Origin of the sequence: Diaphorobacter sp. HDW4A (genome assembly GCF_011305995.1) — a bacterium.
In the GTDB taxonomy this organism is placed as follows: Bacteria; Pseudomonadota; Gammaproteobacteria; order Burkholderiales; family Burkholderiaceae_C; genus Diaphorobacter_A.
The window spans coordinates 1,221,947-1,241,625 of the sequence record NZ_CP049910.1 but is presented as its reverse complement, the minus strand read 5'-3'; the positions used below and the strand labels follow the sequence as shown (position 1 = coordinate 1,241,625).

Annotated in this window: 15 protein-coding genes, 1 pseudogene and 1 other annotated feature; of the genes and pseudogenes, 6 read left to right on the top strand and 10 right to left on the bottom strand. The window is 56.9% G+C overall.

Translation table 11 applies throughout. From position 1 onward, the window contains the following. Window positions 1–128: 128 nt before the first annotated feature. Window positions 129–995, bottom strand: a complete 867-nt coding sequence (locus tag G7047_RS05590) for a hypothetical protein (protein WP_166301887.1) — start codon at window positions 993–995, stop codon at window positions 129–131. 288 nt (window positions 996–1,283) lie between these two features. Between G7047_RS05590 and G7047_RS05585 the strand changes: the two genes are divergently transcribed. Together G7047_RS05585 and G7047_RS05580 are read left to right on the top strand one after the other, a co-directional pair. Beyond that, entirely contained in the window at window positions 1,284–1,475 is a 192-nt protein-coding gene (locus tag G7047_RS05585) for an AlpA family transcriptional regulator (RefSeq protein WP_166301884.1), read from the top strand. Between the two features lie 260 nt (window positions 1,476–1,735). Then, a complete protein-coding gene (locus G7047_RS05580) occupies window positions 1,736–2,389 on the top strand; it encodes an inovirus Gp2 family protein (protein WP_166301881.1) in 654 nt (217 codons plus the stop codon). Window positions 2,390–2,709: 320 nt separating this feature from the next. Here G7047_RS05580 and G7047_RS05575 read toward each other — a convergent pair whose 3' ends face one another. The 5 genes and pseudogenes from G7047_RS05575 to G7047_RS05555 all read right to left on the bottom strand — a co-directional run bounded on the left by G7047_RS05575 (window position 2,710) and on the right by G7047_RS05555 (window position 8,094). Next, a complete protein-coding gene (locus G7047_RS05575) occupies window positions 2,710–3,879 on the bottom strand; it encodes a hypothetical protein (RefSeq protein ID WP_166301878.1) in 1,170 nt (389 codons plus the stop codon). Window positions 3,880–4,255: 376 nt separating this feature from the next. Next, a protein-coding gene (locus G7047_RS05570) for an IS3 family transposase (RefSeq protein WP_166301875.1) occupies window positions 4,256–5,490 on the bottom strand; the annotation gives its coding sequence in 2 pieces (ribosomal slippage) (window positions 4,256–5,202 and window positions 5,202–5,490; 1,236 coding nt in all). Continuing rightward, window positions 5,096–5,212 (bottom strand) — a sequence feature (AL1L pseudoknot). (Overlaps the previous gene by 117 nt.) Before the next feature lie 147 nt (window positions 5,491–5,637). Beyond that, window positions 5,638–7,145: pseudogene (locus G7047_RS05565) on the bottom strand (IS66 family transposase). 71 nt (window positions 7,146–7,216) lie between these two features. Continuing rightward, window positions 7,217–7,549 (bottom strand): IS66 family insertion sequence element accessory protein TnpB, encoded by a 333-nt coding sequence (tnpB, locus tag G7047_RS05560; RefSeq protein WP_166301587.1) that lies wholly within the window; start codon window positions 7,547–7,549, stop codon window positions 7,217–7,219. Beyond that, complete coding sequence (locus G7047_RS05555; RefSeq protein WP_082759168.1) at window positions 7,546–8,094, bottom strand: transposase; 549 nt, start codon at window positions 8,092–8,094, stop codon at window positions 7,546–7,548. Before G7047_RS05555 ends, tnpB begins: the two co-directional genes overlap by 4 nt. Window positions 8,095–8,129: 35 nt before the next feature. Here G7047_RS05555 and G7047_RS05550 point away from each other — a divergent pair, with 35 nt between their 5' ends. Continuing rightward, complete coding sequence (locus G7047_RS05550) at window positions 8,130–10,160, top strand: ATP-binding protein (RefSeq protein WP_240939378.1); 2,031 nt, start codon at window positions 8,130–8,132, stop codon at window positions 10,158–10,160. Window positions 10,161–10,369: 209 nt separating this feature from the next. Continuing rightward, on the top strand, window positions 10,370–10,663 hold the full coding sequence (locus tag G7047_RS05545; protein WP_205904721.1) for a hypothetical protein: 294 nt from the start codon (window positions 10,370–10,372) through the stop codon (window positions 10,661–10,663). A 207-nt stretch (window positions 10,664–10,870) separates the two neighbouring features. Here the strand turns inward: G7047_RS05545 and G7047_RS05540 are convergent, their stop codons facing one another. From G7047_RS05540 to G7047_RS05525, 4 genes are all read right to left on the bottom strand, one after another. Beyond that, on the bottom strand, window positions 10,871–12,247 hold the full coding sequence (locus G7047_RS05540; protein WP_166301872.1) for an aromatic acid/H+ symport family MFS transporter: 1,377 nt from the start codon (window positions 12,245–12,247) through the stop codon (window positions 10,871–10,873). Window positions 12,248–12,405: 158 nt separating this feature from the next. Next, window positions 12,406–13,314 (bottom strand): alpha/beta hydrolase, encoded by a 909-nt coding sequence (locus G7047_RS05535; RefSeq protein WP_166301869.1) that lies wholly within the window; start codon window positions 13,312–13,314, stop codon window positions 12,406–12,408. A 79-nt stretch (window positions 13,315–13,393) separates the two neighbouring features. Further along, entirely contained in the window at window positions 13,394–14,974 is a 1,581-nt protein-coding gene (locus G7047_RS05530; protein WP_166301866.1) for a bifunctional 3-(3-hydroxy-phenyl)propionate/3-hydroxycinnamic acid hydroxylase, read from the bottom strand. Between the two features lie 1,182 nt (window positions 14,975–16,156). After that, window positions 16,157–16,957 carry an IclR family transcriptional regulator gene (locus G7047_RS05525; RefSeq protein WP_166301863.1) on the bottom strand — a complete coding sequence of 267 codons (801 nt, stop codon included), beginning with the start codon at window positions 16,955–16,957 and terminating at the stop codon, window positions 16,157–16,159. 154 nt (window positions 16,958–17,111) lie between these two features. On the opposite strand from G7047_RS05525, the gene G7047_RS05520 reads away from it, so the two are divergent. Both G7047_RS05520 and G7047_RS05515 read left to right on the top strand, forming a co-directional pair. Continuing rightward, window positions 17,112–17,966 (top strand): fumarylacetoacetate hydrolase family protein, encoded by an 855-nt coding sequence (locus G7047_RS05520; protein ID WP_166311895.1) that lies wholly within the window; start codon window positions 17,112–17,114, stop codon window positions 17,964–17,966. A gap of 103 nt (window positions 17,967–18,069) precedes the next feature. Further along, complete coding sequence (locus G7047_RS05515; protein ID WP_166301860.1) at window positions 18,070–19,569, top strand: bifunctional 3-(3-hydroxy-phenyl)propionate/3-hydroxycinnamic acid hydroxylase; 1,500 nt, start codon at window positions 18,070–18,072, stop codon at window positions 19,567–19,569. Window positions 19,570–19,679: the final 110 nt, after the last annotated feature.

Genomic DNA, 19,679 nt, shown 5'->3' with positions numbered 1-19,679 from the left:
AAACATCAAATCTTGATTTGATAAAATATTTTCAAAATAGAGCCGCCCGATCATCTACTCAAACCTATAACTTAATTACTCCTCTCATCCCCGGAAGAAAGAAGGAAATCAGGCAAATCAAAATCCAATCATTTTTTTAATGCCAAATCAATTTGCTTTACAAGTGAGGGACTCTTAAATATGGCGTCCACAACCATTGATTTATTCATCCTATACTTTTCAGCTATTTTCTCAATATTCTTTATAGATTGCTCAGATAGGGAAAAATTTGCCTGCTTAGTCGCCTTACCCTCTCTGGATTTCTTATTGTAATAATAACGTCTAAAATTTATATCCACCAACTTATTTTGTTCTTGTGTTTTTTCATTGCTCCAGAAAAAAATCATCAAATCGTGAATATCCAGCATATTACTCTCCAAAGAAAAGCATATACCTTTCATTTTGAAATATTCAAATGCAATTTGAATTCTGTCTTTTTCTTCTTTATACCATTTTATGAAATTTACCCTCTGTGCATATTTATGAAAAATTAACTTTGCAATTTCAACAAACCTCCTTTTTATATCCAAAGAGGTGCTTTGCGCATCAATCAGAAAAATTAAAAAATCCTTGTGACCCAATACATGATTTATTTTTCCAGACGCCCTGCTTCTATAAGGAATGAAGTTTGAATCTTTTTTTATAATTTCAATGGTTTTCTCCACCAAAAAATCATGAGACTTTGAGTTCTCTATAAATGAGAGATCATCAACATCAAACCTAGCCTCCATAAAACATCTATTGATTAATTCAATTTGATCTTTACTTGCGTGCGTTTTAATTTTTGAAAGAACTTCAACTTGAATTGCAGACTCGGTCACTCTTTCAATTTCACAATTGATTTCCAAGTATCCAATTATAAATTTTAGCTCTCTGAGGCCAATTTTTACGCCTGGAAAAAAGTCCTGCAACTCTTCTTTGCCAGACTTAGATATAAATATACTCGCATCGTTCATACCTAGGTTCCATGTAGATGTTTTTATGATTCTATATAGATTCTTTTCGCGTGTCTACTAGGCGTCTCTCGCGAAGGTGTAGCTATAGATACGCCATTGTTCTTGGGATAGTGGAAATCATAGATGATATTTGGTTGACGTCTGAGCCAAGGGGTGTGGATTCCGGACAGCCTGCGTGATGTGTTGCAGCACTCATAGTGGCAATAAACCTCTTCCAAGAAAAGATCTTTTAAAAATCAAATTCCTCTATCAAAGACACATCCAATGTCTTAATCATTGGAATTCATCATGCGCGTCTTAAAGCTGAAGGAAGTTTTGCTCAAAACAAGTCTCGGGAAGACAACTCTGTACATGCTCATCAAAGACGAAGCCTTCCCCAAGCCCATCCCTTTGGGATTGCGCGCAGTAGGCTGGTTGGAGTCGGAAGTTGATACCTGGATTCAGAGCCGGATCTCTGTGAGGGATCAGATCCACAATTAATTATTCTCAAGAGTGAAAACAAAAAAGCAAAGGGCAGTCGATTGACTTCCCTTCTCCATATTCCCCGAGGATTTTTATAAAAGGCCCCATGATCCATTTGCTTCTTGCTGTATGTTTAAGTATTATTAATAAGATTAATAAGAAACAAGGAATGAGCATAGGTCAATGCAGCAGGATTAATTCTGCCATTTGATATCTAAAGATGGATATTTTCCATCCAACGCCAAACGTATGCCTCAAACAAATTCAAAGCATACATCATGAAGCGCAATCCTTTCAACACAAACCATCACATTTATACCGAACCTACTTACGAGGGTTATGAGATTCAACTGAAACATGGACTCGTCATCAGAGAGTATTTGGATAAGACGTTTAATATCTTTCAAAAGACCTTGGATCAATATGGGCGTGTTTGCATGCTTCGTTTTGATTTACATGTGCCTGATGACTGCGATCAGATCACAAAGAATAGCAATCAGCTGATGTCCAAATTCATCGCCTCACTTAAAGCAAAGATCAAACACTCTCAAGCTCAAAGCATAAAAGAGGGCAATCGGGTTCACAGTACGGAGGTGCGATTTCTTTGGTGTCGAGAAGTCAGTAGTACTGGCGGGGTTCACTATCACGTCGTTTTACTTCTGAATCACGGCGCTTATAGATCCATTGGCAAGTTTGATCTCAAGAGTGATAACATGTACTCTCGAATTCATGAGGCATGGGGAAGTGCTTTGGGAATGCATCCGGCCGATCTTCTGGGTCTAATTCACATTCCTATCAACCCAACATACTGTATTTTCAGAAATGATTTTCAATCATTTCAAGACGCATTTTACCGCGCAAGCTATTTGTGTAAAATGGAGACAAAAGACTACGAGCAAGGTATCCACTCTTTCGGAGGAAGCCGAATCTGATTTGCCCGTAATAGCATAGAGGGCAAGTCTCCTTATTTCGTATAAGCACTTGCTTTTTTTTGAGGAATTACAGCATCTGGAAAGCAGAATTTTTCTGCCTGCTCAAGCTTTAAACAAAATGTCAGTGTAGAGGCCAGTTGCAGAAATTTTCCTTGAATTGCATGATCTGTCGACGCTACCAAGGCATGCGTGAGTGGTTCAAGAAGATGCGGCGATCGATATAGGAGATGAAAGGGACGCGAGACATATTGCATAACGCAGGCCGTAAGAGATTCCCTGCTCTGCCCTCCCTGCGCAAATACCTCCCGATATCGAGCTCTTTAAGGTTGGCGAGGCGCAAGAGCCCGTCGATATGCCTCTCCTGGTGAAGAGGGTCTGCGAACATCGCTCAATGTGAATACACATTGCAGATAGGTATTGGCATCCGCCCATTTGGCACCGTCGGAATGGAGGTCAAACAGGTTTCGCGTTACCTCCACGGCTTCGGGCCAACGATCTTGAGCGACGGCAGTCATGGCCTCCCGGCTGTCGTCATGGTCGTGCAGGGTGCCATCTTGGGCACCATAGGCATGAAACTCCACGATCCGTGCCGGCGTCATGAATGAAGTGCCTTCGCATTGCTCCCCGGTCGGTTGCGGTTCCCGCTCAGCATGCGCTGCAGCAAAGGAGTCCTGTACGGTATGCAGCACGGAGCCGAAAGCGATCTCACGGATCTGGGTGATCAGGCCGCTGTCCGCATCCTGACGGCCTAGCAAGTACAGATCTGCGACAGTCCATTCCGTGCACCCAAAATGCTGCTTGATGGTGGGATTGTCGATAGTCTTCAGCTGTGCCTGTGGCCGGATTTCTTTAGAGGACACCTTCCACGCAAACTCAAGCCATTCTAGGATCTGGGCCCTGGTATAGACGGGATGCAGATCTGGCGCGCTGGCCATGCCATGCAGGAACTGGAGGTCGCCAAAATGTGACCGTGTCATCAGGTTGCCTTGAACGCTGTTAGCGGTCTTGTTGCAGCCCACAATGGCCTTGGATTGGGCTTTGCGCTCCCCATCTTTGAACAGGCAATACCAGCATGCGGGTTGGGTGGAGAAGCGAATGGTTTGACTGCGACAGACATTCTTGCGGCCCAAGTAGTCGCAGTTGCCTTGACCTTCTTCTAGGCGAAAGGGCGGCAGGTCGTTCCAGCGGACTCCATAGATGACATAAGGCGATGCAAACCCCACGTCGCGACCGCTGCAATAGGTATCAGACGCGAGATTGGTGCGCTCCACATGGCACCACTTACCGAGATGGGTGATTTCCTCATGGACCGGGGTTTTGACTAGAACCCCCAGTTTCCCCGCAATATCGGCCAGCGTCGAGTTGGATTCATTGGTCAGGCGCTCTTCATGGCGGGTGCCAAGAGGGCCTATCTGAAACGCTGCACTCCATCCCCAAGACAAGATCACGGCACCAAGCGCAATCCCCCGCAACATCTTTGAAAACTTCATGCTATGCCCTCCCTTCAGTGAAATTATGGAGAGCAAGCGGCAAAGGATACAAGGGAGTAACTACCGAAATTTCTAGATACTAAAACCACTATTGCTCGAGGTAGCCCGGCAGAACCTCTTGATCCGTTGCCGTCGATTAGCTGAGATTGCAGAAGTCAGTTTTGCAGCGAAAGCGGAAGTAGCCTGCCCTCCGTCGGATGTCGGGTCACTAGCACTTTGTCGACTTGTGAAGTTGCCCGTCGTTCTGACGAGGCCTTGGCCTCTGTGTACATCGTTGCCAAACCGTTATGCTCACACTTGCTCCCCCTCCGCATCCACCAACGTCGCGCGGTGCAAGCGCGCTGAACGGCCCCGGGTATCGAGGAGGCTGGTTAGTTTAAGTTGACGCCTCTATTGAGGCATCGCTGGCTGCGAGTTGCCTCCAGTAGTTTGCCTCAGCTTCTGCCGGAGGGATGCCTCCGATTGGCTTGAGCAGTCGGACGTGGTTGAACCAGTGTACCCACTGCAGGGTGGCCAGTTCCAAGGATTCCCTGCTCTTCCAGGGGCCCCGGCGGTGAATCAATTCGGTCTTGTACAGACCGTTGATGGTCTCGGCCAGCGCGTTGTCGTAACTGTCGCCCCTGCTGCCCACCGAGGGCTGTACGCCCGCCTGATTCAAGCGTTCGGTGTAGCGGATGCTGACGTACTGACTGCCCCTGTCGGAATGGTGCGTCAAGGCATGGGTCGCTGGCTGGCGGTCGTACAAAGCCTGCTCCAAGGCATCCAGCACGAAGTCGGTCTGCATGCTGCGGCTGACCCGCCAGCCCACGATGCGCCGGGCATATACGTCCACAACGAAGGCCACGTACAACCACCCCTGCCAAGTGGAGACGTAAGTGAAGTCCGACACCCACAGCTCGTTGGGGCGGCTGGCCTTGAAGTGCCGGTTGACGTGGTCCAGCGGGCACGGCGCCGATGGGTCCGGCGTGGTGGTGCGCACCGTCTTGCCACGGCGTACCCCTTGCAACCCCATGGCACGCATCAGTCGCTCCACCGTGCAGCGCGCCACCGGGATGCCCTCACGGTTCATCTGCAGCCAGACCTTGTCGGCTCCGTAGACCTGCCAGTTGGCGTGCCACACGCGCTGAATGTCAGCCTTCAAGCCTTCATCACGCAGGGCGCGCGCACTGCGCAATTGCGGATTGCGTTGCCGGGCTGCGTGGCGCCAGTAACACGACGGGGCCATCTGTAGCACCTTGCAGATGGGCTCGACCCCGTAATCATCACGGTGGCGGTCGATGTAGGCCCTCACGACTTGAGACGGCGGTCGAGCTCCGCCTGTGCAAAAAACGCGCTGGCCGTCTTCAGGATGTCATTGGCCCGGCGCAATTCCTTGACCTCACGCTCCAGTTCCTTGATGCGCTGCGCATCCGCGGTGGTGGTGCCGGGGCGATGTCCGCTGTCGACCTCGGCCTTCTTGACCCAGTCATTCAAGGTCTGTGGCACGCAGCCAATCTTTGGGGCAATCGATTCAATAGCTGCCCACAGGGAGGGGTAGTCGGCTCGGTGCTCCTGCACCATACGCACAGCGCGTTCGCGCACTTCCGGGGAGAACTTCGGTGACTTGTTCATAGCTCCATCTTCTCTCGTGTTGGAGCATCCTCAAAACCCGGGGCTGTTCACGCCACAGCCTAGTCCAATAGTCATGTCTGTTCCTACTGATGAAGGTAAGCGCACGGCAAACCCATGTTGACCGCCGATGGCGACCATTGCTGACGATCAGATGTCAGTGGGCTGCCAGCGGTGCGGCAAGAGCTCGTCGATACGGCTGGCCTTGTGCGTGGGCAGCCTTGTGAGCACGTCCTGGAGGTAGGCATAGGGGTCATGCCCGTTCATGCGCGCCGACTGCACCAGGCTCATCACCGCCGCCGCCCGCTGGCCCGCGCGCAGGCTGCCGGCGAACAGCCAATTGGCTCTGCCAATGGCAATGGGCCGGATCTGGTTCTCGATCCAGTTGTTGTCCACGGGCAGTTGCCCGTCATCGACGAAGCGTGTCAACGCCGTCCAGCGCCTGAGGCTGTAATCCAGGGCCTTGGCCGTTGCTGAGCTATCGGGCAGTTTCTGCCGCTGCAATGTCATCCACTGGTGCAACGCATCCAGGATCGGCTTGGTGTGCTGCTGACGAATGGCTTTGCGTTGATCGGCGTTCAGTTCCTTGACCTCGCGCTCGATGTCATAGACCTTGGCGAATTGCTCCAGCGCGAACCCGGCAAGCTGGCTTTTGTTCGCCGCATGGAGGTCAAAGAGTTTGCGCCGGGCATGCGCCAGGCAGCCCACCTCGGTCACGCCACTGGCAATCAGGGCCTTGTAGCCGGCGAAGTCGTCGCAAACCAGTGCCCCTTCCAGTCGCCCAGGAAGTTGCGGGCATGCTCGCCAGCCCTGGACTCGCAGAAGTCATACACCACGGCTTTCATGTCTTCGAACGCCCCTGGCGCGTAGGCCCACAGGTAGGCGCGATGCGTCGCTCCCTTGCCAGGTTTGAGCATTTGCACTGGCGTCTCGTCGGCGTGCAGCACACGGTGGCCGAGTATTTCCGCCTTGAGCGCATCGACTAGCGGCTGCAGCCGCACGCCGCAGGTGCCTACCCACTGCGCCAGAGTCGAGCGAGGAATGGCCAGACCGGCGCGCGCAAAGATGCTTTCCTGACGGTACAGCGGCAAGTGGTCCGCGTATTTGGCCACCAGCACCTGGGCCAGCAGGCCGGTGGTGGGGATGCCTTTGTCGATCACATGCGCTTCAACCGGCGCCTGGGTGATGGTCTCGCATTGGGCGCAGGCCCACTTGCCACGGATGTGACGCTCCACCGTGAACACGCCGGGCACATAGTCGAGCTTTTCGGCCACGTCTTCGCCGATGCGTTTCATCTGACAGCCGCACTGGCAGGTGGTCGAATCGGGCTCGTGGCGGATCTCGCGGCGCGGCAGATTGGCCGGCAGCGGCTGGCGTTTGGGCTGTTGTTTGGCTTGCGGGGCAGCGGCCGCAGGCTGCAGCTGCTCGATCTCCAAGCAGACAGCCGCCAAGTCGGCCTCGATCTCGTCTTCGAGCAAGCTGCGCTGCTCGGCGTTGAAGCGCTCGGACTGTGCGGCGAACTTCATGCGTTTCAAGAGCGCATTCTCGTGGGTGAGCTTGGCGTTGAGCGCCTGGCTGTGGCGTAGTTCTGTGAGCAGCCGCGTGGTCATCTCGCGCAGCTGCTCGGCGCTCAGATCATCCAGGAATTGCGGCTGCATCAACATGACAGGCAGTGTGCCAAGCATGGCACTGCGCTGCCATGCGCAGATCCACCGATTGCGCGCCGGCTTCAGACCATGGTGATAATGCCGGCGTTTCCCATGCGTTGCCAGGGTAGGCCCAGCACCAGGGCGTCAAGCTGGACAGGCTCCAACTGCCACTGCTCATCGCCTGGCGTCGGCCAGACGAACTTGCCCTGGTGCAGGCGGCGAGCGGCCAGCCAGATGCCTATGCCGTCGTGCACCAGCACCTTGATGCGGTTGGCGCGTCTGTTGGCGAACAGGTAGGCATGGTGAGGGTGGGCGGCGCCGAAGACGGCGACTACGCGGGCCAGCGCCGTGTCGGTGCCGGCGCGCATGTCCAGCGGGGCCGTGGCAAGCCAGGCAGCGTCGATACGGATCATTGCCGCAGCACCTGCAACAAACCCTGCAATGCGCGGGAACACTCGCCAGCAGCGGCCAGCGGCCAATTGACCGTCACGAGGGTGCCGTGATGACAGCACTCGATGCGGATGTCTGATGAGCAAGCTGCCGATGCAGCACTTGGGGCAGCTTGTACACCCGCTGCCTGAGGCCCCATCACCGGCGAGCCCAGCGCCACCGCGATGAAGGCGGGCACGGGGTTGGACGGCACCGGATGAGCCTGATGCGCTGGGGCACAAACAGCCTGTGCATTGGCCATTGGCTCAGCCGCTGCATCGGCGCAGTGTGGGGCGATGCCGGACGCATCAGCATGCGCGGTATCGCAGGCGCTCTGGTGCTGGCCCAGACGATGCTCCTTGAGCCAGCGATGCAGCACGTTGGCATTCATGCCATGTTCACGCGCTGTGGCGGCAATTGATGCGCCGGGCTGCTGGCACGCAGCGATCAGTTCAGCCTTGAATTGCGCGCTGTAGACCCGGCGCGTGCGGGGGACACAGGAGCGCGAATGGGGAATCTCTTGAGACATGGTGTGCACGATGGTTTACGTGGACACGATGGTGCTTGCAATTGCTCATTCGGGGTAGATGGGTTGGCCGGACGGATACTGATGAAGTCCTAGCTCAACCTAACGAATTCTCTGGCACCGCCGATATCGGCAATGAGGGCATCAAGAAGCACTTCAAGAAGAGCGAGGCGTACGAGCCACTCTTTGAACTCGTGTGGAATGGTTTTGATGCAAAGGCCGAGCGCGTTTACGTGGATGTCTACGAAAACGATCTGAACGGTATCGACCGCGCAGCGGTAGTAGACGACGGCTTAGGTATCGACTACACCACACTGAAGGCAACGTTTGGCCAGTTCAACGAATCATCCAAACAGGCTGACCCATCGCTGCACGGTTCGCACGGTCGCGGCCGCCTTGCATTTCACGTCATCTGCCGAGACGCCACCTGGTTCACTCGGTCTACAAAGGGTGATGCCCGCATATCAGTTGAAGCCCAATCCATCAAGCATTACAAGGGGCATCACATCAAGGCGGACGAGCAGCACCCAAAGCTTGCGGACAAGCCCCATGGAACAGTAGTCGAGCTGACGAATTTCACAAAAAATCTGCCAGTCTCAGAGACTCTGCGAGAGAAATTTTCAGCTGAATTCGGTTGGTTCCTGGCCGTCCGCGACAGCAAGGAACTGCGCATCAACGACGTGCTGATTTCGGTCCCGAGAAATGAGATCACGAAGCGAACCATAAATGTTCGCGACCACGACTTCGATGTGCAAGTGATCCGATGGGACAACAAGCCAAGCTCTGAGAAGTCTTACATCTACCTGTTCAACTCTAAGAACGAACTGGTCTACAAGGTACTTAGCACCTTGAACAACAAGCCAGGCTTCTTCACGACGGTGTGCGTCACCTCCGCGTGGGCAGATTCATTTTCGCCAACCGCTGATCTGTTCAACCTAGAGGCGAACAGCCTTACGTCTCTGGCTTGGAGAGGGCTGATTCGCCAACTCGGCGCCCTGACCGAAGAGGTATACGAGGACTTCTTGCGCAAGAAAGCTGAAACTGTAGTGGACGGCTATATCCGTGATGGATGCTTTCCTACCTACGCAGGCTTGCCCGAGAGCGAAAGGGAATGGCGGCTCAACAACTCTCGAACGCTTGTCAAGGAAATCTATCTTGCAGACCCACAGGTCTTCAACGCGAGCAAGAAGCAAATCCGGGTCATCATTCGTCTGATTGATCGCCTGGCAGTCTCAAATGAAAACGACGCTCTTCTTGATGTCTTGAATGGCGCTTTAGACCTTTCCCCAGAAGCCGTCCAGAAGCTCAGCGAACAACTGCGCCAGACGTCTTTTGAGAACATCGTCTCTACCATCGAGGTACTGCAACGTCGAGCGACCGCTGTTCAGAAGCTGAGAGTGGTCATGAACGAGCACTATCGAGAGGTACTTGAGACGCCCGATCTGCAGCAGGTCATCGAGAACAACACTTGGCTCTTCGGCCCGAGGTTCGAAACGCTCGGCGCAGAAGAAGACACGTTTACCAAGATTGCCAAGTCCCTGAGGGACAAAGCCGTCAAAAACGATGAGATCGATGAGGCGGACGTGGAGGACAGCACTGACGTCGCGGGAGCACAGCGCCAAGTGGACCTGTTCTTAGCAAGAAAGTACCCAACCCACGACTCGCGCAGCCAGTCGATCCACAAGTGCACCATCATCGAGATAAAGCGACCGTCCATCGCGCTGAACACCAAACACCTGAGACAACTGGAGGACTACGCGCAGATCATCAAGCGCTTTCCCGAATTTTCGTCGGAGAGGACGCACTTTGAGCTCATCCTCGTTGGACGGAAGATTTCCTCTGATGACACGCTGATTCAGGGACGTAAAAACGATCTCATTGATCGTGGAGAGATGGGGCTCATCGCCGAATTACCTCGCATGAAGCTGTACGTGATGGACTGGTACACGCTATTGGACTCGTTCGACTTGTCGAACGACTTCATGCTCGAACACCTAAAATTGCGGCGTGCCGAGTTCGCTGGCGAGTCTAAAGAGAAGCTGATTGCGGAACTGCAGCAGCCACACTGACGAGCCTGTGTTAGGTTGGCCGCCCTCTAGACCGGTTCCGGTTATCGGGGACAGTCCGTCCCCCGGAGCGAGCGACAGCAGCCAGCCTGCACCTGCAATGCCGGGAGAATGTCGAGCGGCGAAAGCATATCCGTACCTTTTTGGCAGCACCTACCCAAAGCTCGAAATCCTGTCTTGTGACTGGTGCCCATTTCCATGCGGCCTAGGAATTGTATGCGCACGTCCTGGTCGCAGAGCTGCGCGGTATCACTGACGACACGATCAGCACGATCGTCGCAGGCCAACGGCCGGGCAACCTAAAATATGACGAAGCGGTCGCGTACGACGTCGCTTCAGCATTGGTGAGGGGCAGTACCTTGCCGGAGATGACCTATCGCAAGGCAGTCGAGACCTTCGGCGCTGACGGTGCTACCGAGCTGATCTATCTGGTCGGACTCTATTGCATGGTGTCCGTCCATCTGAACGCTTTCGACGTTCCGTTGCCTGCCGACTCCCACAATTGAAGCGCTCAGGTTGATGGCTTGGCCGCCAAGGTGGATCGTTTTCTCATCGGGCCACGCATCGCCTTCCACGATCCAGTGTTGGGGCACGGCATTGAAGCAATGCGGTTCGTCCCGCAACAACGCCCAGCCAAGGAAAAACGCGCCATCTCGCATACGCGATGGCGCATTTTTTCGACCGGCGCTGAGCCGCCAGCCATTCGCATGTACTCAGTGTGCAGCCGGACGCACCTGTTTGCCGGGGCTCCGCGCATCCGCGTTGCGTTTGCGTGACCCGTCGGCAGCACGGTCGTGCGAATAGCGGTTCTGCACCATGGCAATCGCAATGAAGGAGCAGACTCCGGGCACGGCAAAGGCGAGGAAAACTGTCGAGATGGGCAGCGACAGCAGAAGGCCTCCAAGCAGCGGGCCGAGGATAGCGCCGACACGACCCAGACCCATGATGGCGCCCAAGGCCGTCGAGCGGGCCTGCGCTGGGTAGAACTGTGCAATATAGACCTGCACGAGGCTTTGTGCGCCGACCACCGCCGCACCGCCGATGGCTACCAGCGCATACAGCAGGATCGGATCCTTGTTGAAGCTCAGCAGAATCATGGTCACCGAACCGGTCAGATACAGCGGCATCAAAAGGTTCTTGATGCCCCATTTGTCGGCCAGCCGTCCCAGCAACAGGGTGCCGACGATGGCGCCGCCGTGCAGCGTGATCAGGAAGGTGAGACCCGACGTCATGTTGAAACCGTTTTCCATCATCAGCTTCGGCAACCAACTGACCAAGCCGTAATTCAGAATGAGGTGAAAAATGATGGCGACACTGAACATGATCGTGCTCAGCCCACGGCTGCTGCGGAACAGCTCGATCAGCGGCAGTTTTGTGTTCGACTTCTCAGTCTCGTAGGGCTCGCTGTCAGGGTCGATTTTGCGGCTCGGATCGATCTTGGCCAGCAGTTTGTACAGCTCTGCCTTGCGGCCGCTGCGGATCAGGGCAAAAGTGGATTCCGGCGTGTAGTGAAACAAAAGTGGCAGCAGGAACAGCGGAATGGCAGCCACCCAGAACACGGACTCCCAGCCGAATCTGGGAATCAGGGGAATGCTGACCAAGGGCGCCAGAATGCCGCCCAGCGAATAGCCGCACAGGACGACGGTGGCAATCGTGGCGCGCTTTTTGAGGGGCGAAAAATCCATCAGCATGGCGATCACGGTGACGGGAATGCCACCGAGGCCGAAGCCGGCAAGCACGCGGAACACTGAGAACGAAGTGGGTCCGCTGGCAAAGCCGCACAGCACGGTAAACACACTGAACAAGATGACGGAGATGCAGATGACCCGCTTGCGGCCTATGCGGTCCGCCACCATGCCGAAGGTGATGGCGCCAAACAGCATGCCGATCAGGCTATAGCTGGCGATGGCACCGGTCTGGATCGGCGTGAGCTTCCAGCTTTCCATCAACGCGGGCACAATCGCGCCATAAATGGCCAGGTCGTAGCTGTCAAAGACAATCAGCAGAAAGCCAATGAAGGCCAGTCGGAGGTGAAACGCATTGAAGCCGCTCTCCTGGATGAACTCGGTAATATTCAGTCGTGTTGCCATGGGGTTGTCTCTTGATATTGGCTGTTTGTGTGTGGCTTCACAGCCCGCTCATCGCGTGCGCACTCGAACGGGCTGATCCGGTGCCAGCGCGCCCTGCCTTCCAGTTCTTCTATCCCGACTGTTTCAACAGGGTGCCATTGCGGCCGCTGGCGCAGCGCTTATGCGCGGGGGTCCGGGATGTTGGTACGCACAAATTCCACGAGGCGGTCCACTGCCTCGATCGCCGCCGGCAAGGTCGGATGGGCCGTCGTAAACATCGGCGGTGCATCGATGATCTCGGCATGGAAGGCGCCGCCCGCGTTGCGGTAGTTGTGGGCGAAGCGCTCGAGTTCGGTTCCCTTGAATGGCGAATCAGGATCGATGTAGTTGTGCACCTCATCGTGCTTGGCTTGAATCCACATCGCCGGTGGCGTTTGGACCTGCTCGCCGCGCTCGAGTATCAACATCGGATTGCCCTCGGCCATGTCGTCCGCGCTGGGCCAGTAACCATCGTGCAGGCCGATGATCTTGGCGCACCAAACGGGGGGATTCGGCTCTGCCAGCAGACTCTTGGCATAGTTGTAGCGGCCAAGCGGATTGATGACCGGCCACAGCATGACGACGCAGCGCACGCTGGCGTCAAAGGTGGCACCGTCCGGCAGCGCAATCGCGGCAAAACGAGGATCGTGCGGTTTCATCGCCACCAGCATCGCCAGATGGCCACCCGAGGAATTGCCGGAGATGCCGACAGCGTCCGGCGTCGTCTTGAGCTTTTCGGCATTGGCCTTGGTCCAGCGGATCGCGTAGTTGACGTCGGCAACCGAGCGCGGGTAGCGGCCTTCCTGCGCTTGACGGAAATCGATGGCGACGACAGTGATACCGCTGCGGGCCAGCGCTTCGTGCACGTGTTTGCCGCGCAAACGGTCGAAGTCGCTCCATGCGCCGCCATGAACTTCGATGATCGATCGAAACGGCCCTGTGCCGTGCGGAACATAGACACGTGCCAATAAAGGCTTGCCGTCGTGGCTGAGGAATTCGATGTCCTCGACGTCAAATTCGCCCGTGTTTTCTTGCGTGTGGTTTTCCATAATTGCTATCTCCTTGGGTGCAATTGAATTGGGTTGGCTGCATGGACTTCGCCGACTGCGTCAGTCCCGCATGGCGTTGCTAGCCTTTGAAGGTCGATTCGACGAGGGCGCGTACTGTGCGTGCGATTGGTTCCGGGTCATCGGCGTACAAGGCATCGAGCGCGACGTAGCGATCCGGGCGCAGCAGCAGCACGCGGGTCTTCTCGTCAGCGCCAAAGGCGTCGTTGATGTCGCGACCGGCCCACTGCGTCCAGATGGTGCGGTGCAGGTTGTAATTTCCCGGCACGATCGCCAGTACCCGCACGCCGGGCAGCATCCAGTTGACTGCCGCGAGCTTGGCGGCCGCTTCCTGTGCATCGATGCCGATGACGAGGATGGCAAAGCCGACGCCGGTCAAGTCGTCCATCGGGTGCAGCGCTCGGTCCAGCGTCTCCAGCATCGGTTGCGGGGCCAGTCGGCCGACGCGCTCGGAGTGGGCAAGCCCAGTCAAGAAGCCTTGCGTGTAGCTGCCCTTGGGCTTGTTTTTCATCTGGGCGTAGTGCTCGGCTACCGACGGAATCATCATCGCGAGGCGCGTGCCGAGGTTGGCCAGACGGGCATGCAGGCCCGGCTTGACCATGAAATGCTTGCCGTTCTTGACGGCCATGTCGATCAACGCACGCGCATGCGGTTCGCGTTCGACTTGGTAGCTCGACAACAGCGCCGGACCCATCTCGCCACGCACGACGGCGGCAATCTTCCAGGAGATGTTGTGGACGTCGCGGAAGGCGCTGTTGACGCCCTGCCCCGCAAACGGTGGGCTCAAGTGCGCAGCGTCACCGCAAAGGAAGATGCGGCGCGTTTGCCAACGGTCAGCGACGCGGGCGTGGAAGCCATAGACCTGCTTGCGCACGATGACGGCATCCTGGTCGGGGCCGTAGCGCGAGAGCAGTTGGCGAATTGCCTTTTCGTCGAGGAAATCGGCGTCTTTTTCATGAGCGTGCAGCATGAATTCAAAGCGCCTGCGGCCATCGGGGCCTGGCAGATTGACGGCCGGGCGGGCCGGATCGAAGTAACCTTTCGACTCGCGGAAGCGGTCCTTGGTATTCTCGAGATCGATGATGAGCCAGCGCTGGTCAAAGGTGGCCCCTTCCAAGGTGGCTCCGATCGACTGCCGCACGAAACTGCTGGCGCCATCAGCGCCGATGACGTAGCGGCTGCGCAGTGTCTGCTCCGAGCCATCGACATCGACAACATGTACATCGACCTGCTCGGCATTCTCGGTGATGCCGACGCACTTAGTATTGAACATGATCGACACGCAGGCCTTGTTGGCCAGGCTCTTGTTCAATGCCGCTTCCAGCAAGGGCTGGACGAAGGCATTGCGGCGAGGAAATCCATATTCGCGCGTCGTCGGGTGCACCGTCTGCAACTGCCGACCGGCAGCGTCGAAGGATGCCAATCCATAGTCGAGTGCAACGTCGGCCAGCACCTCTTTCAATACGCCCGCAGCCTGCATCGTGCGCAGGGCTTCGTCGTCGATGGACACGGCTCTGGGCTGCGCAACGGTCTCCTTGTTGCGCTCGACAATGAGCGTGCGAATGCCCATTTTTCCCAGCAGATGACCCATGGTCAGGCCCGTTGGCCCCGCTCCGACGACGATAACGTCCCAATCAAACATCTTAAAAATCCATGGTTAATATGAGAATTCCATCGGCAAGGCCGGTGGATGCAAAAACAGCCGGGCGCGCGAGTGGCCCGCCGACGCAGTTCAGAGATGGGAGGCCGATGCCAAGCACGTCATGGATGGACATCAAACCCTGCGCCTTGGCAGCCCGGGACAGCAAGGCTGCGGTGACACCGAGGCACATCGAATATCTAAGCTCCATAGCCCTTGTCTCGTAGTTATTTCAGTTTTCTGCTCAACCCCCTCCCGCTGCATGACGCGACATCGGTGGAAAGGACGGTATGCATGCACTTGGTGAAAGAGCGGCGCTTCGTTATGTACCCCGCCAAACAGCGGCGCCTATTGCTGGGCCTATCGCAGCACCGGGCACGCGCCCCGTAGAAAACCGCGCGCACCGACTGCCGCAAATGCGAATGATCGCCCCCGCGGCTGTTCTGCTGAGACTGGCTGAGTGCATGGCTGGATGAATTTGAAATATCTTACTATTTGCGATTATTCTACGATTCGTAAATGACGCATGTCAAGCATGACAAGCGTTTTATCGCAAAAAATAGGATTTTTAAACCGCATGCATCCATGCGTCCTGGGTGCATCGCGCGCATTCACAGTAGGTCTGCATGATGCTGGTGGTCGTGGGCCACTCGAGCCTTGCCTCATCCACGTGGCACGTGGAGATCGCAAACACGCTCCTGGAGATCTGTCCGAAACGGCTACGCAAAGCAGCAGCACATTGAGGCCGCCTTCATTGCCCCGAAAGTTGGTTTGTCGCCTTGCCCTTTTGCAGATACGACGACCATATCCACACCCCTGTCTTGGAGGCACCCCATGATGACCGCCCGTCTTTGTCTGAACGACAAGAGTCAGGCGGTGTGTCTGCCCAAGGTGGCCAAATCCGGCGCCGAAGTGCATGAGGTGTCCATCGTCAGCGTTGGGCACACCCGCGTCATCGCGCCCGTTCAACAGACCTGGGACAACTGGGTTGCACAGGCCAGCGATCCGGATTCAAAAATTCCGGCGCGCGAGCAGCCAGCCACTCAGCAACGCAAGGCGCTGAAATGTTCCGAAATGATCCGATACATGCTGGACACCAACGAGCGCCCACGACTGTCTGGCCTGTCTTCCCGGGATATCAGCCCGGCTTCTTGCCTATTGAGTCAATCAGAACAAATTGTCCCGTCAGACATGTTCTGGCAAAGGGTGCGGAAGGCCCCCCTGAGCGATGCTTGCCTGAATGTCCTCGCAGGCGCGTTCGAGAAGCAGCTTTACCCGCTCCACGCCCAGCTTATCCATGGATTCATTGAGGCCGACCAGCGTCAGGGCCGCCGCCACATCGCCATCCGCGTCAAATAGCGGCATGGCAGCACCCGAGAGCCATGTATCGAGTTCGCCCCGGGACCAATAAAAGCGTTCGTTGCGGATCTCCGTGAGCCGGGAACGGAACTCGGACCAAGTCGTTCCAAGGCCGGCAGCAGCAATGTCGGCGGTACAGGATTCGTAGATCTTCACCAACTGCGCACGCGCCATGAAGGCCAGAATGACTTTCGGTGCCGCCCCCTGGAACAGGGGACGCGGGCGGCCACGCCCATAGCGAAATTGCAGCGCGGGATCTGCGCTTGCACGGTACGTATCCACCAGCCTGGTTTCAAACACGGTTGAAAGAACGGCGTCAAGGCGTGCTTGCTTGGCCAGTTCATCCGCAACCGGCACCGCCGCCAACAGCACCGGGTCACTACGACGCAACTGGAAGTCCAATTCAATGATTCGCGGCCCTAGCGAATAGCGCCCCGCAGAGGCCTTGCGCAGAAACCCGGCATCCACCAGCTCCTTGACGTAGCGGTAGCCCGTCGCACGCGTGTAACCCAGTGCTTCATTGATCTCGTCGGCATGCCAGATCGGGTGCTCTTCTCCGAACAAATTGAGGATTGCAAACACCCGGGTTGAGCTGGTCATAGGAAGGTCTTGTGCGGTCTCTGCCATCTGCGAATCGACGGAGCTGCGGGGATTGAAGGTCAGAAAACTGAGTTTATGAATCTTACCATTTGCGACGAGTGAAGATCAAATGCTTGTCCTTGCCTTCTTTGTTATGTATGATAGTCGCAAATATTGGGATTTTTTAACTCAAGGAGCGATGATGAAGCTGGTTAGTTTTGAGCGACAAGGTAAGAATGGTTTTGGACTCGTCACCGCCGACGGGCAAGGGGTCATCGATCTCGGTGCAGCGCTTGGCAAGCGTTACGCGGATCTGCAGAGCCTGCTGCAGGCAGATGCGATCGAAGAAGCCCGACAGTTTCTGACGCGTGAGGCCGACTTCGCGTTCGCTGACGCGAAGCTGCTGCCCGTCATCCCGAATCCCAGCAAGATCTGGTGTGTCGGGTTGAACTATGGCGAGCACGTTCGGGAGACGGGACGCGAGGTGACAGAGCAGCCCGTCTTTTTCCTGCGCGTGGCCGACTCACAAGTCGGGCACGGTGAAGCCATTCCACGCCCCCCGGAGTCCGTCACGCTCGATTACGAAGGCGAGATCGCCATCATCATCGGCAAGCCGGGACGCCGTATCTCCGAAGCCGACGCATGGGATCACATTGCCGGCTATGCCTGCTACAACGACGCGTCCGTGCGTCAGTGGCAGATGCACACGCAGCAGTGGTGCCCGGGCAAGAACTTCTGGCGTACAGGTGCGTTCGGCCCCTGGATGGTCACAGCCGACGAGATTCCTGCAGGCACGGTGATGACCCTCACCACGCGGCTGAATGGCGTCGAGGTGCAACGCGCGACGACCGAGATGATGCTCCACGACATTCCCCGTCAGATCGCCTACGCCTCCACGGTGGCGCCGCTGCAAGCTGGCGATGTGATCGTGACCGGAACACCCGGCGGCATCGGCGCCAAGCGCACTCCTCCGCTGTGGATGAAGGCCGGGGATGTGGTCGAGGTGGAAGTTGATCGCATTGGCGTCTTGCGCAACTCCATCGTTGACGAGCGCTAAGTGCCTGGATAGCTGAGTCATCCGAACGCATGACCAGCTATCCGCGAACCACCTCCCAAGCCACTCACATGCTGCCGATCAAGCGGCGCCGGATCACCGTCCAATGAATGCAAAGCCTTCCCTTCCTTTGAGCGACCGCTACGACGTAGCCGTGATCGGTCTCGGCCCCGTTGGGGCAACGCTCGCCAACCTGCTCGCACTGCACGGACTCAGCGTGCTCGTGCTGGAGCGCGAGCCGGACATCTACCGGTTGCCACGCGCGATCCAGTTCGATGGCGAATGCATGCGGGTATTCCAGACGATTGGCATCGCCGATCTTCTGCTGCCGGATCTCGTTGTCGCACCGGGAATGAAGTTTGTCGACGCCGACGGGCGCCTGCTGCTCGACTGGCAGCGCTCCACCGAGGTAGGCCCCCAGGGCTGGCATGCGAGCTACCGCTTCCATCAACCGACGTTGGAGACTGAGCTGCGGGCACGGCTTGCCGAGCAGCCTTGCGTCGACGTCCGGCTGCGCCATGAGGTGTTTGCGCTTGAACCAGGCGACGATGATGTCGGCCTGAGACTGGAAGACATGTCCGGTGGGCGGCTGCTTAGCACCCGCGCCCGCTACGTGGTTGGCTGCGACGGCGCGCGCTCGACCGTGCGGCGCTTCATGGGCACCGAACTCGACGATCTGCGCTCGCACGAGCGCTGGCTAGTGGTGGACATCATTCTGCGCAAGGAACGTGCGGACCTCGGCGACCATGCCGTGCAGTATTGCGACCCGGCCCGGCCTGCCACCTACGTGCGCGGACCTGGTGCCCGGCGGCGTTGGGAATTCATGCTGATGCCAGGAGAGGACGCCTCCGTAATGAGCCGCCCCGAAATGATCTGGCAACTGCTGTCGCGCTGGGTCACTCCCGAGGACGCAGATCTGGAGCGGCCAGCGGTATATACCTTCCACTCCGTGGTCGCCAAAGGCTGGCGCAATGGTCGCCTGCTGATCGCCGGGGACGCTGCGCACCAGACCCCTCCATTCATGGGCCAAGGCATGGCGGCGGGTATCCGCGACGCCTCCAATCTGGCATGGAAGCTGGCGGAAGTGATCTCCGGGCGCGCGGCAGACGACTTGCTCGACACCTATGAAACGGAGCGCTCGCCGCATGTGCGCGAATTCATCGAGACGGCCGTTCGTCTGGGGGCCGTGATCCAGACCCAGGACCCTGAAGAAGCGCGCCGCCGCGACCTCGAGATGCGCGCCAACCCACAGGTATTCACAACACCGCAGCCGCGCCTTGGCCCGGGAGTACACGAGGGTGGCGGAGCCGCTGGCATGGTCGGTGAACAGCCCACGCTCTCCGCGGGCATTCGGCTCGACAGCCTGGCGGGATACCAGTTTGCGCTGCTGGTTGACCCGACATGGGAGATTGCGGAAGCACCGAGCGCAGTGAAGGTGCTTGCTGCTGACTCCAGCGCCGCGCGCGACTGGCTGCAACGGCTTGGCGCAGGCGCCGTGCTGCTGCGCCCGGATCGCTATGTGGCCGCTCTGGCATTCGAGCGCCAGGACATCACGCACCTGCTGGGCATGGCCACTGGTTTCGCCTCGCAGTTGGCGACAACCTGAGCTTGATCGCTGAGCTCCCGTGCACGCCTTTCCTGTTTCACCTCTTTGAGCACTCCTATGCCACAACCTCACACGCTTGCGACCCAAGACACGCCCTCGCCCAGACCTGG

Coding starts and splice junctions, on each gene's coding strand:
- G7047_RS05590 (WP_166301887.1), bottom strand. CDS start 995: ATGAACGATGCGAGTATATTTATATCTAAGTCTGGCAAAGAAGAGTTG.
- G7047_RS05585 (WP_166301884.1), top strand. CDS start 1,284: ATGCGCGTCTTAAAGCTGAAGGAAGTTTTGCTCAAAACAAGTCTCGGG.
- G7047_RS05580 (WP_166301881.1), top strand. CDS start 1,736: ATGAAGCGCAATCCTTTCAACACAAACCATCACATTTATACCGAACCT.
- G7047_RS05575 (WP_166301878.1), bottom strand. CDS start 3,879: ATGAAGTTTTCAAAGATGTTGCGGGGGATTGCGCTTGGTGCCGTGATC.
- tnpB (WP_166301587.1), bottom strand. CDS start 7,549: ATGATCCGTATCGACGCTGCCTGGCTTGCCACGGCCCCGCTGGACATG.
- G7047_RS05555 (WP_082759168.1), bottom strand. CDS start 8,094: ATGTCTCAAGAGATTCCCCATTCGCGCTCCTGTGTCCCCCGCACGCGC.
- G7047_RS05540 (WP_166301872.1), bottom strand. CDS start 12,247: ATGGCAACACGACTGAATATTACCGAGTTCATCCAGGAGAGCGGCTTC.
- G7047_RS05535 (WP_166301869.1), bottom strand. CDS start 13,314: ATGGAAAACCACACGCAAGAAAACACGGGCGAATTTGACGTCGAGGAC.
- G7047_RS05530 (WP_166301866.1), bottom strand. CDS start 14,974: ATGTTTGATTGGGACGTTATCGTCGTCGGAGCGGGGCCAACGGGCCTG.
- G7047_RS05525 (WP_166301863.1), bottom strand. CDS start 16,957: ATGGCAGAGACCGCACAAGACCTTCCTATGACCAGCTCAACCCGGGTG.
- G7047_RS05520 (WP_166311895.1), top strand. CDS start 17,112: ATGAAGCTGGTTAGTTTTGAGCGACAAGGTAAGAATGGTTTTGGACTC.
- G7047_RS05515 (WP_166301860.1), top strand. CDS start 18,070: ATGAATGCAAAGCCTTCCCTTCCTTTGAGCGACCGCTACGACGTAGCC.